General features: G+C 39.5%; 12 protein-coding genes. 4 read left to right on the top strand and 8 right to left on the bottom strand.

Annotation, left to right across the window (positions count from 1 at the left end; all coding sequences use genetic code 11):
• Positions 1–128 precede the first annotated feature (128 nt).
• Positions 129–3,194, bottom strand: a complete 3,066-nt coding sequence (locus ACROAE_RS10800) for an EAL domain-containing protein (RefSeq protein WP_432401867.1) — start codon at positions 3,192–3,194, stop codon at positions 129–131.
• Positions 3,195–3,615: 421 nt separating this feature from the next.
• On the opposite strand from ACROAE_RS10800, the gene yiaY reads away from it, so the two are divergent.
• A complete protein-coding gene (gene yiaY, locus ACROAE_RS10795; RefSeq protein ID WP_223418440.1) occupies positions 3,616–4,764 on the top strand; it encodes an L-threonine dehydrogenase in 1,149 nt (382 codons plus the stop codon).
• A 226-nt stretch (positions 4,765–4,990) separates the two neighbouring features.
• Complete coding sequence (locus ACROAE_RS10790; protein WP_188957893.1) at positions 4,991–5,356, top strand: cytoplasmic protein; 366 nt, start codon at positions 4,991–4,993, stop codon at positions 5,354–5,356.
• A gap of 91 nt (positions 5,357–5,447) precedes the next feature.
• On the opposite strand, the gene ACROAE_RS10785 is transcribed toward ACROAE_RS10790, so the two are convergent.
• From ACROAE_RS10785 to ACROAE_RS10765, 5 genes are all read right to left on the bottom strand, one after another.
• On the bottom strand, positions 5,448–5,816 hold the full coding sequence (locus ACROAE_RS10785) for an acyl-CoA thioesterase (RefSeq protein WP_160053957.1): 369 nt from the start codon (positions 5,814–5,816) through the stop codon (positions 5,448–5,450).
• A 214-nt stretch (positions 5,817–6,030) separates the two neighbouring features.
• Positions 6,031–7,050, bottom strand: coding sequence for a low-specificity L-threonine aldolase (ltaE, locus tag ACROAE_RS10780; RefSeq protein WP_432401591.1), 1,020 nt, complete (start codon positions 7,048–7,050; stop codon positions 6,031–6,033).
• Between the two features lie 47 nt (positions 7,051–7,097).
• On the bottom strand, positions 7,098–7,688 hold the full coding sequence (tpx, locus tag ACROAE_RS10775) for a thiol peroxidase (protein ID WP_188957897.1): 591 nt from the start codon (positions 7,686–7,688) through the stop codon (positions 7,098–7,100).
• A 66-nt stretch (positions 7,689–7,754) separates the two neighbouring features.
• Positions 7,755–8,588: a mechanosensitive ion channel family protein gene (locus tag ACROAE_RS10770; protein ID WP_223418444.1), complete on the bottom strand. Its 834-nt coding sequence runs from the start codon at positions 8,586–8,588 to the stop codon at positions 7,755–7,757.
• 25 nt (positions 8,589–8,613) lie between these two features.
• Positions 8,614–9,255, bottom strand: a complete 642-nt coding sequence (locus tag ACROAE_RS10765) for an OmpA family protein (protein WP_223418446.1) — start codon at positions 9,253–9,255, stop codon at positions 8,614–8,616.
• Positions 9,256–9,785: 530 nt separating this feature from the next.
• Here ACROAE_RS10765 and ACROAE_RS10760 point away from each other — a divergent pair.
• The gene (locus tag ACROAE_RS10760) at positions 9,786–11,294 is read left to right on the top strand and encodes a peptide MFS transporter (RefSeq protein WP_432401589.1); all 1,509 of its coding nucleotides are present in this window, start codon (positions 9,786–9,788) and stop codon (positions 11,292–11,294) included.
• A 104-nt stretch (positions 11,295–11,398) separates the two neighbouring features.
• On the opposite strand, the gene ACROAE_RS10755 is transcribed toward ACROAE_RS10760, so the two are convergent.
• On the bottom strand, positions 11,399–12,520 hold the full coding sequence (locus ACROAE_RS10755; RefSeq protein WP_223418449.1) for a response regulator: 1,122 nt from the start codon (positions 12,518–12,520) through the stop codon (positions 11,399–11,401).
• Positions 12,521–12,566: 46 nt separating this feature from the next.
• Positions 12,567–13,346 (bottom strand): MlaA family lipoprotein, encoded by a 780-nt coding sequence (locus tag ACROAE_RS10750; protein ID WP_188957907.1) that lies wholly within the window; start codon positions 13,344–13,346, stop codon positions 12,567–12,569.
• Between the two features lie 342 nt (positions 13,347–13,688).
• Between ACROAE_RS10750 and ACROAE_RS10745 the strand changes: the two genes are divergently transcribed.
• Positions 13,689–15,749, top strand: a complete 2,061-nt coding sequence (locus tag ACROAE_RS10745) for a flagellar hook-length control protein FliK (protein WP_432401587.1) — start codon at positions 13,689–13,691, stop codon at positions 15,747–15,749.
• Positions 15,750–15,779: the final 30 nt, after the last annotated feature.

Genomic DNA, 15,779 nt, shown 5'->3' with positions numbered 1-15,779 from the left:
GCTATTGTATACTAATCTAAAGCGCATTAACTATTTCAATTATATCTCGCATTACGCTATTAATTGGCGTATGTCGCTATCGATAACACTTTAATTCGAACTAGATTCAAGCAAAAAGTAAGCTGTCCTTAATTTGTGACAAGTTCATCCGACAGCCTTGGCACAACATATTGTTGCATATATTTCTTTTCAAAATCCTCGCTACATAAGGCATGTGAAAACAAATAACCTTGGCCATAATCGCATCCAGCAAACTCAAGTAAGCTTCGCTGTTGTTCGGTTTCGATCCCTTCGGCAATCACTTTCATGCCTAATTTATGTGCCATTACGATAATGGCTTCACACAAACTTAAATCATTACTGTCAGGGGCTAAATTATTGACAAAAGATTTATCAATTTTAAGATAATCGATATTGAATTTTCGTAAATAGGATAACGATGAATAACCGGTACCAAAGTCATCTAACGACACTTCAAGCCCCGCCTCGCGGTAAGCTAAAAGCTTAGCTTCAACGTTTTGTTCTTTTTCTAACAACAACCCTTCGGTAATTTCAATACAGATACTTTTTGCATCAACATGTTGCTCAGACATTTGCGATAACCAATCGTTTACGTCTGTGGTTTCATCTCTAAATTGTATCGGAGATTTATTAATACTTATCTGAATATCCGCATTGAACTGTTTTTTCCATTTAGCAGATTGTGTCACGGCCTGACTAAACACCCAGTTACCAATTTCGATAATCATCCCGGTCTCTTCTGCGATAGGGATAAACTCCGCTGGCGAAATAAATCCCATCGTAGGATGATTCCATCGGATCAGCGCTTCTACCTTGACGATATGCTCACTGCTTAACTCAACAATAGGTTGGTAATACAGTTCAAATTGCTGTTGTAGCACCGCATTTTTTAGCTCTTGCACTAGTTGCATGCGTTTTTGGGCATCACTTTGCATTGCTGGAGTGAAATAATTAAACCGATTTCGGCCATGTGATTTTGCAGAATACATAGCTTGATCGGCATTTTTTAGAAGCGCTTCTGTGGTGATGGCATCATCGGGGAACAAAGTAATACCAATACTGCCGCTTATGTAGGCTGTCTGTTGTCCTAATGTATAAGGTTCAGCTAGGCGTTTAAGTATTTGGCTCGCAACGCGTTCGACACCATGATTATGATCAAGATTGGTTAATACGATGGTAAATTCATCGCCACCTAAACGCGCCACGACATCTGACTCTCGTACGCAGCTTTTAAGGCGTTCTGCGGTTTCTAACAACAATACATCACCCATATCGTGGCCTAATGTGTCATTGATTTCTTTAAAGTAATCTAAGTCTAAAAACATCAAAGCAAAGTGATTATGCTGTCGGTCGCTATGTTGGACTTCTTTAGTCAAAAACTCTAATAACATCCTACGGTTAGGTAAGCCAGTGAGTGCATCATAGTTCGCTTGGCGCCAAATAAGCTCTTCCGTTTGTTTTTTCTCGGTAATATCAGAAAATAGCGCAACAAAACGAGCAGACTGATTTTTTGTTTGGCTAATTGAGTTTATCGTTAATAGGATCAGGTAGTTTTCACCATTTTTACGCCGCATCCATACCTCACCCTGCCAACGACCGAGTTGCTTCAGTTGTTTATCTAGCTGGTCGTAAAAGCTCTTCGGTTGTAGTTCAGATTGGAATACACGTAAACTTTGACCTTTGATATCTTCCTTGTTAAACCCAGTAATCATTGAAAATGCAGGATTTGAGTCAACAATTATTCCATCGGATGTAAATACACTCATCGCCTCACTAGAATTTTGGTATACAGACGCCGCAATACTTAACGACGCCTCGACCTGTTTAATATCGGTAATATCACTTAAAGTGCCACACACTCGCAGTGGTTTTCCTCGCTCATCGATATCAACGACCTTCCCAGTTTGTAATATCCATCGAGTTTCCCCCCATAGATTAATCAGTTGATACTCTATCTTTTGGCTGATACAACGGCCTTTACGAACATCGATAATTGACCGTAAAAAACGAATCCTATCTTGTGGATCAATGGCATCAACCCAAATTTTTGGGGTTTGATTTAATTCTTCCATCGAACAACAGAGAATATCAGCACTATAACGGTTAATCTGCATGGCTCGATTGGCAACGTCCCAATCCCAAACCCCCAGCTCACTGCTGTCGAGCACTAAATCTAATTGCTCTTTACTTTGCAATAATGCTTTCTCAGCTTTTTTCTGTTTAGTAATATCAAGGAAACCAGCAATTACCAAAAAACCGTTATTTTCGACATTACGTCGGCACGTTATAGTGATATGGGTATAAACAATAGAACCGTCTTTGGCCACAAAACGTTTATCCATTTCATACTCATCAATATCACCCTTAACCATCTTGTCGTATAACAGTAAGTCTTTATTTAAATCATCTGGGTAAGTTAATTCGACCCAGGTACGGGCTTTTAACTCACTCTCACTGTAGCCAAACATTTGGCACAAATAAGGATTAACTTTAAGCCAGTATTTAGCTTTCGACGTAATTGATATACCAATATTACCGATGTCGAATTGATTTTTAAAAAGAAAATCTTCTTGAAGCTTTACCTGCATATCACGTTCGCGAAACACAATTTGAGCCAGTAAGTGACCGATTACCATCGTTAATAGCGGAAATATGATTAAGATGGGCAGTCCAATATGCAAAAGCGTATCAATGGCTTGATTTAGCGGTAATAACAGTAACGATGACAACAATACAAGATGGACTATTATACCGAATGTATAAAATGCCCATTTGCTAATTTGATCTAGGTGGTCTTTACGGTAATGGTTCCAGGCCACGCCAATAAAGCCACTGCAAAACAACATCAAAATGCCCACCAAAGCACCAGTTCCACCCTGGTTATATCGATATAACGCCATGCAAACAGAAGCTATGATAGTTGGGATAAATCCAAAAAATAATCCCGACAGGCTTAACAATACAGAACGAGTATCAAACAATACCCCTTCTTGGAAAGCCAATGGATTCATCATAATAATCACACCGATGATACCAATCAGCGCGCCCATACTAAATTGCCATGCAAATAAGTGAGATTTATGTTGGTGGGAAGGAAAAAGCGAATACAGATACACCAACGCTAACAGCAGCGCGGCATTTTCGAAAAAAGAGAAAAAAACATTCAGATTGATCATCTACACATTCCCTTAAGCATCCTTAACAAACTCATTTGCATCCTAGCAGTCTTTAATTAGTGTAGCAGAATCAAACTAATAACATGATTCTTTTGCTCTTTATACCGTATGAGCAGTGATAAATAAATCCCATTAATGGTTTAATCCAGATCTAATATCGATATACATAAAAAGTATACCTTACACGGTTAATATTGAAGCATACCAAACCACGATAACATTCAGCAATTTAGCCTCAATACAGCCCCAAAGATGACAGGGATCACAATTAATCAGCTAAACATCGATTATGTAGTAAAAGCACATACATTTAATGCGTTGTAGATCCATATTTAGAGGTAAATCACACAATATTCTTAACCATATTGGTACTTTTACTACAGAGAAAATTTAAAATTAAAATATAGGGGTACAACTTATGGCGACTAAATTCTTTATTCCAAGCGTCAACATTCTTGGTCAAGGTAGTGTAGATGAGGCGATTAATGATATTAAAGCATTAGGCTTTACAAAGGCATTAATTGTAACTGATAAACCATTAGTCAGTATTGGCCTTGTGGCGAGAGTACAAGACAAACTCAATACCCAGGGTATTGAAGTGGTGATATTCGACGGCGTGCAACCAAATCCAACGACAGGTAATGTTACTGCAGGCCTTGCTTTACTGACCAGTAATCAATGTGATTTTATCATCTCATTAGGTGGTGGTTCACCGCATGATTGTGCTAAAGGTATCGCGCTTGTGGCGACCAATGGCGGCCAGATTAAAGACTACGAAGGTGTTGATGTATCTACAAAACCGCAAATGCCTCTTGTTGCCATTAACACGACTGCCGGCACTGCAAGTGAAATGACTCGTTTTTGTATTATTACCGACGAAGCAAGACACATTAAAATGGCCATCGTTGATAAAAATACCACACCGATTTTATCAGTAAACGATCCTGAACTTATGCTAGAAAAGCCTGCATCACTCACAGCAGCAACGGGAATGGACGCGCTGACTCATGCTATTGAAGCCTATGTTTCTATCGCCGCAACTCCAATAACTGATGCCTGTGCAATTAAAGCGATCGAACTGATCAAAGCAAATTTAGTCAATGCCGTTAAAAAAGGCGACGACATTAATGCAAGAGAGCAAATGGCCTATGCCCAATTCCTAGCTGGTATGGCATTCAATAATGCCAGTTTAGGTTATGTACATGCTATGGCACATCAACTTGGTGGATTCTATGATTTACCACACGGTGTATGTAACGCTCTATTGCTACCACATGTGCAAGCGTACAATGCTAAAGTGGTCCCTGAACGTTTAAGTGATGTTGCTAAAGCAATGGGGGTTGATGTCAGCTCGCTCACAGCAGAACAAGGTGCTAATGCAGCAATTGAAGCCATCAAAACATTATCTGTAGCCGTTAATATTCCAGCAAATTTAACCGAATTAGGTGTAAAAGCAGAAGATATACCAACGCTAGCAGATAATGCCTTAAAAGATGCTTGTGGCTTTACGAATCCTAAACAAGCTACGCATGAAGAAATCTGTCAGATTTTTACTAACGCACTATAAAAACATCAATTTATACGAATGATTAGCACCATCAGACATCTGATGGTGCTATTTTTTTAACGGTATAAATACGATTATTTAAAACAAATATTCAACGATGACAATAGGTTATTTATAATTTAGTAAAAAGTGATGCATAGATCTAACTTCTCGAAATAACCGTTGACCAAAACAAAAAATAAGGACTATGATGAAACCACTTAGATAGCGAATAGGTAGGTAAATAATGACAGCAATCACTCATGTATATAATTACACCGTTCGATGCCCGCACTATAAAGAAAATGAACAACCAGCAACATGGCTCAACCATATCGAAGTTAATCAATCTTGTGAAATCGCGCTAGACCGCATCACCAAATGGCATAACCTTTCAGGTACAAAATCTTTTGAGCTTAAAGATTTTGTTGTGAGAAAAGCTGATAATGAAGAAGCTTATTTTGCCATGCAAAGTAGCCGTTTAAAGCACGATGGCCATGCGCTAGTCACCTTTAAAATATATTTAGATAACTGCTGCCAAGAAGCATCTCCAAATACGATAATGGAGCATTTAATCGAAGATTATCAAAACCGTATAGCTAAAGTTGAATAAGCATACAACATAGTTAAATAACACTTTGTATATTGATATAACGAATTCCTAGGAGCAAATAATCCCTTATTTGCTCCTTTTTTTTGGCATATTAAGCCGCATTGGCACGCATGCCATGCGGAATAGGTAAACCATTTTCATTGATATTCACAAAGACCATTTTATCAATAAAAGCGATTGGGGCATGATTGACTTTATTACGAATTTTACAACGTACAGTCACTGAGCTTTGTCCGAGGCTCACAAGTTCAAAACCAAATTCAATAATGTCACCCACATATGCTGGCGCCATAAAGTTTATTTCGGAAATGACTTTAGCAATATGAAATTGGCTGCGCATTTGGCAACTGGCAAAAATGGTCGCCTCTTCATTCACCCAGCTCAATAGCTGTCCGCAGCATAAACTTTGACTGCTGTTAAGGTTAATTGGCATAACCATATGACGTGTAAAATATTTCATGATGACCTCGCGTGTTAATCCATTCATTTTATGCCATCAGGCATATACCTCATAATGAGTAGCAACGTTTAGGCCAATTATTTAATTGTTATTATTCAAGGGGATATTTTTGAAAGACAGCGTGTGAGATTGAAAATGCTCGAATTAAAGGCAATTACGCACCAAAAAAATACAAAGACCGCATGGCGGTCTCAATATGTAGAAGTGACTTTTATTACTTAGCGAGGAGAATCGCTTGCTTGAGTTCATGTACAAATGTGTTGATGTCATGGCAGCTAATATTATTATGCGTCACTAAGCGTAATTGCTGACTACCACTGATTAATATACCTTTACGACTTAACGCATGAGCTAGCATACTGGGATTAATGTGTTCGGCCAGCTTAGCAAAAACCATATTGGTTTGAACGCTTTCAACATCGACATTCAGCTCAGCAATATCTTCCAGTAATAATGCCAAGGATTTAGCATTGTGATGATCTTCAGCTAAACGCTCTACTTGGTCAGTGATGGCTAACTTAGCCGCGGCAGCAATGATCCCAGCTTGTCTCATCCCACCGCCAAGCATTTTTCGCCACCGTGTCGCTTTTGCGATTAATCGCTCATCACCTAACAAAATCGAACCTATAGGCGCACACAAACCTTTAGATAAGCAAATAGAAACCGAGTCAAAGTATTGCGTAATGTCAGCAATCGCAATCCCCTGAGCCACGGCAGCATTAGCCACACGAGCACCATCAAGGTGTATTTTTAGACCGCGATTAAAGGCCAGTGTTTGCGCTTGTGCTAAATAATCTTGACCAAGTACCTTGCCGCCGATGGTGTTTTCTAAACTCAACAACCGAGTACGGGCAAAATGGATGTCATCGGGTTTAATTGCTGAGTCAATATCACTTAATAAAATACTACCATCTGCTTGATTAATCAGGGGTTGAGGTTGAATACTTCCCAGTACTGCCGCACCACCACCTTCAAATTTATAATTATGCGCTTGCTGACCACACAAATATTCATCACCACGTTCACAATGAGCCATTAATGCTAACAAATTAGCTTGGGTGCCTGAACTAACAAATAATGCACCGTCAAAACCAAACATTTCAGCTGCCATGTCTTGCAAACTATTGACCGTGGGATCATCACCATAAACATCATCACCCACTTCAGCCTGCGTCATCGCCGCACGCATAGCTTGGGTAGGCTTAGTGACGGTATCACTTCGAAAATCAATCATGAAATACTCTATTTTATCAAAGGTGTATGGTTGAACTGTCAAATATACTATTTGGCTTCAGCAATCTCGGTAAGTGCAGTTAATGCAGCGTCGTAATCTGGGTGTTCACTCACTTCACTCACTAACTCGTGATATTTTAAAATGCCTTGCGCATCAATGATAAAAATAGAACGAGCAAGCAGACCACGGTCTTTAATTAGCAAACCATATTTTTCACCGAAGTCACGCCAAACAGAATCTGACAATACGCTAATCTTATCCACGCTTTCCGTTTGGCAAAAACGTTTTTGAGCAAAAGGTAAATCTTCACTAATGGTAAGCATTACAACATCTGCACCAAACTGGCTAAATTCTTTATTAAAACGCTTGGTTTGTAATGCACAAACCCCGGTATCTAGGCTTGGTACTGCACTGATTAGTACTGTTTTACCTTTAAAGTCACTTAAGCTCACAGGATTAAACTTTTCGTCAACCACTTTAAACAATGGGGCAGGAGTTCCAATGCTGGGTATTTGACCTTCAAGTGCGACAGGATTTCCACCCATTGTAATCATGGTCTTTTCGCCCGCGATAGTAAAACTACTGACAATAGACGCTGACACTAAAGTCATTGCTGCAAGGGTCGTGATTAATTTCATACAAACTCCTAGTATAAAAAAACCAGCAAATGCTGGTTTTTATTTATAAACATACGTTGCCGTAATTTATTTTGCTGGAACTTCTTTCACATGTAAATCCATTTGTGGGAATGGAATTTCAATTTCAGCAGCATCTAATGCATTCTTGATTTGCTCAAGTAACTCAAAACGAGTTGGCCAATAGTCACCAGTACTAACCCAAGGACGAACCACAAAGTTAATAGATGAATCAGCAAGTTCGGCTAAACCAATTGTGTAACCAGGATCTTTTAATACAGATTGGTTGCTATCAAGCACGTCAGCGATGACTTTCTTCGTTACTGCGATATCAGCAGTGTAAGACACACCGATGGTTAAATCGATACGACGCTTTTCTAATGCTGAATAGTTAGTAATTGTGCCGTTCATAATCGCAGAGTTTGGTGCAATAATCACTTTGTTGTCACCAGTGCGTAAACGAGTTGAGAAAATAGTAATTTCATCAACAACACCTGCAACACCAGCAGCTTCAATAAAGTCACCTACACGACATGGACGGAATAAAACAATCAACACGCCTGAAGCAAAGTTTGATAAAGAACCTTGAAGCGCTAGACCTACCGCTAAACCAGCAGCACCAATAACAGCAACTAATGACGCAGTTTGAACGCCTACTTGGCCTAATGTTGCTATAATAGTGAATACAAACACCAATGCCCAAGCTAGATTAGCTACAAATGATACGACAGTGGCATCTACTTTACGGCTATTTAGTACCTTTATAGTCAAACGTTTTGCAACACCTGCAAAATATTTACCAATAATAAAGATAACTATTGCTGCTAAAGCCTTAAGACCATAAGTCATAAAAAACTCTGGTGCTTGCTCTATCAGACCATCTAAACCTTCTAGGTTTTCCATTTTTCTCTCCCTTAAATAAGCAGAATTATTCTGCCGAAATGATGAACTCTACACGCCGGTTACGCTGTCGCCCTTCGACTGTGGCATTATCCGCTGCCGGCTTTTTGTTACTCATACCAACAACTTCAATAGATGTTGGCTGAAACTGGTATTCATTAATCAATAAATCTTTAATTGCATTTGCACGTTTTAGAGATAAAGCCATATTAATCGCTTCACCACCAATGATATCGGTATGCCCTTCTAGACGAACACTTACTTGAGGATGTTGCTCAATGTATTGTTGAACCCTAACTAGTGTTGGCCGTTGAGTCAGCAACACGTTCGCTCTATCGAAGTCAAAATACACAGGTTGAAGAATTGAACCAAAACAATCAGCTGCGACATTTACATCTGGTTGTTGGCGACATTGCTCTGCAATTAATGCGGCATTATTGGTCACCGTTGCGCCAATGTCGCCTTCATCAAACTCATCGTCATCGTCGTCATCAACAACCAAAATTTCAGTATCGATACAGCCATTGGCCATGACTACAGTATTAACAGGTGTTTCTTTACAGGCATCTTTCTTATCCGGGACACCATCAAAATCGGTATCGACCCAAGCAAATGCGTTGTTAATAAAAAAGCTGATAATGATCAATGTCAAAGTACGAACGATAGTCATAAGAACCCCTTCGACATAGTATCGAGATGCGTTAAGAAATGACATTTTAACTGTTTATCAACAAAATTAAAAGACAATACTTAATAATCAATACCTTGCAAAACTGCTTTCACAAAACTGTCTTCAAAGTATGCTAGGTTCATCGGCCGCAGGTAAAAAAACATAACCAATTGACCGTTTACTTTATAAACAAAATTTACAACTCACTAACAAACAAGCATTTTATTTTTTTGCATTGACACAATTTATAACAGGGTTAACCACTCTGTTCCCCGCATTAACATTGACTTTATCGCCTCTAAAAGGGTATATAAGGTTAGCTTTTTGGTGTTTGGTCAGCTTTTAGCATCAAAATGACATAATCTCTTATAAAAATTAACCAATAAAGTCGCTCAGTCATGAAGTATTTGCAATTTTCTTGTTTCTACAAGAGTAAATTGTAACCTCATTATTAGACGATAAATGCAAACAAATAATTTCTGTGTCGACATTTTCGCACAGGCAATCACAAGCTTAAGGTGGAAGACTTAATGAGTGAAGCAAAACCACAAGGAACGATGTTTGGACACCCTAAAGGGCTGTTCTTACTATTTACAACGGAATTATGGGAACGCTTTAGCTACTACGCTATGCGCGCAATCCTAGTACTTTATTTAGTGGATAAAGTACAAAGTGACCAGGCTGGAGGAGGCTTAGGCTGGACTGAAGCTGATGCATTGTCATTGTACGGTACCTTTACAGGCTTAGTATATTTAACCCCACTGATTGGTGGCTGGTTAGCAGATAACATATTAGGTCAGCGCAAAGCCATTTATATTGGTGGCTTGTTGATGGCTGTAGGTCAATTTACCTTAGCTGCACCACATAGCTGGATGCCTGGACTAGAAACCACAATGTTTTATATTGGTTTAGGTACACTGATTATAGGTAATGGCCTCTTTAAACCAAACATTTCAACTATGGTTGGTGATCTATATCCAGCAGGAGACCATCGTCGTGACGGTGCCTTTACCATTTTCTACATGGGTATTAACTTAGGTGCTGCACTTTCAGGCTTTATCGTAGCTTGGGCTTATACTTCATTCGGTCATGAAGTTGTTATTGACGGCCAAAACGTATTTATCAATAACTGGCAAGCAGGTTTCTTCTGCGCTGGTGTTGGTATGATTATTTCACTTATTATTCAATTTTTCTTTGCACAAAAACTACTTGGCGACATCGGTACTGTACCAGCTGCTAAAGTAGAACAAAGAAAGAACGAAGCCAAAGGCGAAGTTCGTAAAGAACCATTAACTAAAATTGAACGAGACCGCATTAAAGTCATTATGATCATGGGTCTATTCACTATTATTTTCTGGGCAGGCTTTGAGCAAGCCGGTGGGTTAATGAACTTGTTCACTAACAACTTCACTGACCGTATGATTGGCTCATGGGAAGTTCCAACCACTTATTTCCAATCACTTAATGCTATTTTCATTGTTGTTTTTGCGCCAGTAATTGCTTCTATTTGGATCAAACTCGGTAAGAATGAACCTAACTCACCAATCAAATTCGCATTAGGTCTATTCCTATTAGCAGTTGGTTTCTTGTTCATGATGGGTGCCGTTTTAGAAATGGGCGGCGACGCGTCTGTTAAATCAAGCATGTGGTGGTTAGTCGGTGCGTATTTCTTCCACACAATGGGCGAACTATGTTTATCACCTATTGGTTTATCAATGGTGACTAAGCTTGCACCACTGCGTATTGCTTCTTTAATGATGGGGGCTTGGTTCCTATTTATTGCAGCGGCAAACAAAATTGGTGGTTTAGTGGGTTCATTGATTGGCCACGGTGGCGCAGTTGAAGAACAGTTAGCAAACGCAATGGCAATCTTCGCAGGCATCGCTATCACAGCTGTTATTTCAGGTATTATCTTATATTTAATGTCAGATAAATTGGTTGACTGGATGCACGGTGCAGAGAGCAAACATGATTCTGAAGAAAAAGCATTAGAAGAAGAAATTGCTGTTACTGCAGAACATGAAGCGATTAAACGCTAATACAGTAAATAATTAATTTGATGAGTTAGCACTGATTCATCATCAATCAAAATCCCCTTCAAGGCTTCTTGGAGGGGATTTTTTTTAAGAACACTTAGCTAATGCTAATGGCAAGACAGCTGCATAAAACCACCAGCATTCATATCAGACTGATAAATTAAGCCTGTAAAACGATTATCAAGTAATTGTTGTTGATGTTGCTGATGAGACGTGCCGATACACAGTTTCTCATCTATCAATAAGGTACGTATTTGTATGCCTGCCTGATGCCAATTAACATCGCCTAATTGAAGCGCACTCGGGAATACTAAAGGCATCAGGTGATTATCATGCCTTAAATAACATCGTAAGCCATTTCCAGCTTGACCAACTGACACTAGGTATTTCTGTAAATCAACGCACACATAAATAATATCTGCCAAAATATGTAACCCAGAAGTCACCATGCGTTTATTTAAATAAGAGAGCATATTTGCAGGTTCAATTAAGGTTGTACTTAGGCCATTTCGAAACAATTTAAGTTTTTGGTTAACGAAGCTTCGCAGTAACACACAGCCAAAAGCAGCGCTGTTATCTTCTGGATGGAAATGTGCCATATACATCACTAAGTGATGCTCCCCGACCATGGTAGAGTCGATAAAATATGCACTTACATCATTATTTTTAAATAAACTGTAATCTATAAATGCATGTGGATAATCCACATGAGAAGCGGGAAAGAGCTGCTGTTGAACACTTTTAGCTGCATGTGCATTTTGTTCGAGCAACAGCAAGTTATCGGTTAATTCTTGATAGGACAGCTCATTCATTTCATGTAAATGTGATTGCCCTGACGCATTCATTGGCGTTGCCGCTGTGAGCATCGCCTGAATAATTGCATGTTCAATAATAAATAAGTCAGCAATCGGTTTAGTGAGATAATCACTCGCACCAATACGTAATGCTTCAACAACATCAGACATGACATCGTTACCCGATACCACAATGAAAGGGACTGCCGGATTAATACTTTGCATTTGTTTAAGCATAGTAAGACCGCCAAGACCTGGCAGACCAAGATCGGCAATCACAATATCAAATATCGATTGGGAAAAAGCAGATACGCCTTCAAGGCCGTCGCATGCTTGATGCACCCGAGCCCCTTGTCCTTGCAGAAAATCGGCAACGACTTGACGAAATATCGGGTCATCCTCAACAAAGAGAATATCGACATCAGTTAACGCCATACTACAACCCCGCAGATGTTACTGTCGGGGTTGTTACACACTCCGACTATTCTAGCTCATCTAGAAATTCATCAAGTAACTCATCGTTTTCTTGATTTGACGGCATATCGCCATCATAAACTTTGTAATCCATATGCTGTAAATAAGCATCTTTAGCAAAAGCATAAGGATCAAGAGCATTGTCTAGTAACCTTTCTTGATCAATCGCTTCAGCTCGCGAATGCAGTCCCTTAAGACCCCATTTCAGCACAGACTGCCAAAAAGTCAGTTCTGATAAAGGAAAGTATAGACTATCAACCCAGTCTGATGCGATTTCTCTTGTCACAAAAGGGCCATAAAAAGGCGCCATAAAATATGGACCATTTGGCACACCGTAATATCCCAAGACTTCGTTAAAGTCATCTTGTTTACGTGGCATACCCATCATTTCAGCAACATCGATTACCCCAAGTAGACCGATTGTGGTGTTGACGGTAAAGCGTCCGCCAGCATTTGCCGCCCAGCCCCATTTACCTTGTAGGGTATTGTTGACAAGCGAACTAGGTTCTTCCAGATTATAGACAAAGTTAATCACCCCAGTTCTTATCGGATTAGGCACATAGTTCTTGTAACCATGAGCGACCGGCCTAGCGATATATTTATCTAAAAATAAATAGTTAAAATCCCACATTGTGCGGTTAATTTCTTCAAACGGATCGCGAGGATCGTTATAAGTAATTTCAATCGCAGGTTGTGGTGTTGTGGCAACTTGAGGCGCTTCACTCTCGGCATACACAGGTATACTAAAAGCAACAATCACCTGAAGTAATATCCATTTATACTTCATACAAACTCTCTTTAAATGACAAAAGGGGTTACTCAACAAACTGCTATTTTTGTCTTTTTATTAAAGCAATTTTTGTTCAAGTCGATATAATTTAACGGGCTTCAGCAAGGATTTGCCTTGATATTTTATTCCTGCAGCACATTAAGCTTGTTCCTGTTACCAGCAATCATCAACACAATAGACACTTTGTTGGAATGAATTGCCCCAATATGGGTAACAAGAACGCTAAGGATACTGTCACTGTTGACAATATCAATCAAAAATTTGTAAAAGATGAATATTCCAATAACTCTTTGATTGATTTTAAAAGACATTTTGGTTTGTTTGCTTAATAGGATATTTATGGTTTTGCCGATAATTAATACAGCAACGACGGTAACCGCCCCTACAACACCAAAACCTGCCAGTGCAAGTCAAACCAACACACCCGAAAATCAGCAACCTCAAAATCTATCTGCGACCACTAAAAACATTGAAGCCAATATAAAATCCGATCTTTCAACATTATTGTTGCCTGTTCACATACAACAAAAACAGACATCAAGTAGCGCCCAAGTTAATGTGAGCATTCAAGAGCAGCAGTACCAGCTCAATAAGACCGTCGAATTACAAAAATTATTGCAGCAAACCGTTCAAGTTGTCATCGCCAGTGATCAAGCTAAGCTGGTCGCAAAGGTTGCAGCAACTCAAATAACGACATCTGCAGAATTAGCTCAACAAGCTACCCAGCAGCAAACAACACAACAAACCGCTTCGAGTATAAAACCAATCTCGACTCAAATCATTTTGTTAGCACAAACAGTGCAATTAGCTTTACCGCAATCGTTAACTGAATTAGCCAAACAAAATGGCGTATCGACACAGCAATTAGCCTCTTTAGCATCTAGAGCTCAAGGTTACCCTTTACCCACTGCGCTAATCGCACAAGGTCAACTAACATTTACCGATGGACCAAGTCTTAAGCTACCTAACAATATCGTATTAAACGACGGCCAATATCTTGCAAAAGTGGTCGTTAATCAACAACAATTACAACTCGCATTAACCCCTGTGATTGGAGAAGTAAAAGTCGATTTGATTAAGCAAGCGCCAGTAATAGCATCATTGCAGCAAGACAATATCGTGATAACTAAAAATGAACCTGCACAGATTTTAAGTCAGTTTTTAAAAAAACTCGAAGCGACGCCACTCCCTACTGCAAACACAAATCAAACAGGCATCAATAAAACCGATTCAAGTGCAATGCCAGTAGCAACAGCAAACCCAGTGAATACGATGAGTCAAGGTTCAAAGACAAGTGAAAATATTCAGCAAGGGCAAATAGCTACGTCAACAAAAGCCGATACGTTGAGTGTAAAAACTGGTAACTCGAATATACCAAATAATATTTTACAGCAATCACCTGCGCAGCAGAGCACTCTGCAAGGAAAAAGTAATATTAATGATGTCAATGTAACAGCCGCGAATCTTAATACTGTCGAAGTAAAAGGCAGCCAAAATCAAGCATCAGCTCAAGCAACACTTCAACCGACGGCTAACAAAGATCCTCAACCAATAGAAGTATTAAACAAGGCATTGTCTAAAGCCGGAGCAATGCCTATAAAACAACAACTCGCTTTGCAAATCCCTAATAGTCTAGCCACTGAATTACTAAAACATTTACCGCAGATGAGTCCACACCCACTGAGCGCCTTGAGCGACCCAAGCTTACTAAGCCAAGAGCTTCTAAGCCTTGCGGGATTAAACTTAGCGCAAACATCATCACAGGCGAATAGTTCAGTCTCTTCTACCCTCTATTCTGGTGGAGCTATAACGACACTATTTCAACTGTTATTAGGGGTAAAGGCAAAAACGACAGGCTCAGGGATAAGTGCAAAATTGCAAGAGCATCTCAATCAAATACAACAACGTACCCTCGCTAAGTTATCGGGAAATTCAGGCTTATTAAGTGCACTTGATAAACTTGGAGGAGCGGATTCTATGGCACAACTTGCCGGCAGTATCGCAATGTATCAACAAGCGAGTGCCGATCCTAACCAAGCTTTGACTTGGTACTTTGCCTTGCCCTACTCCATTAACCAGCGAGATGAGCAGTTTGAGGGCAAATTTGAACAAGAAAATGAACAAGATAAAGACAAAGTTAATGGTTGGAAATTACAATTAAAATTTAATTTAGCACAAGGATCGTTACTCATTTGCGCCCACAAACAGGGCGACACACTCGATATACAATTTAAAGGCAACAGCCAAGCACTACTGTCAAAGGTCGATAATTTTAATGGTGCCTTAGCCAATAAAATTAGCCAAATCGGTTTAACGCCTGGCACGTTTAGCACCCAATTAACCCAGGTCCCCGCAACGTTATTGCCTGGGGATCACTTCTTAGTAAAGACAAGGGCATAGTTAAAAAACAGCTTGAATAAAACAAAATCA

Origin of the sequence: Shewanella sp. MF05960, from assembly GCF_050849305.1 — a bacterium.
Taxonomy (GTDB): domain Bacteria; phylum Pseudomonadota; class Gammaproteobacteria; order Enterobacterales; family Shewanellaceae; genus Shewanella.
This window is presented reverse-complemented; position numbering and strand designations above follow the sequence as displayed.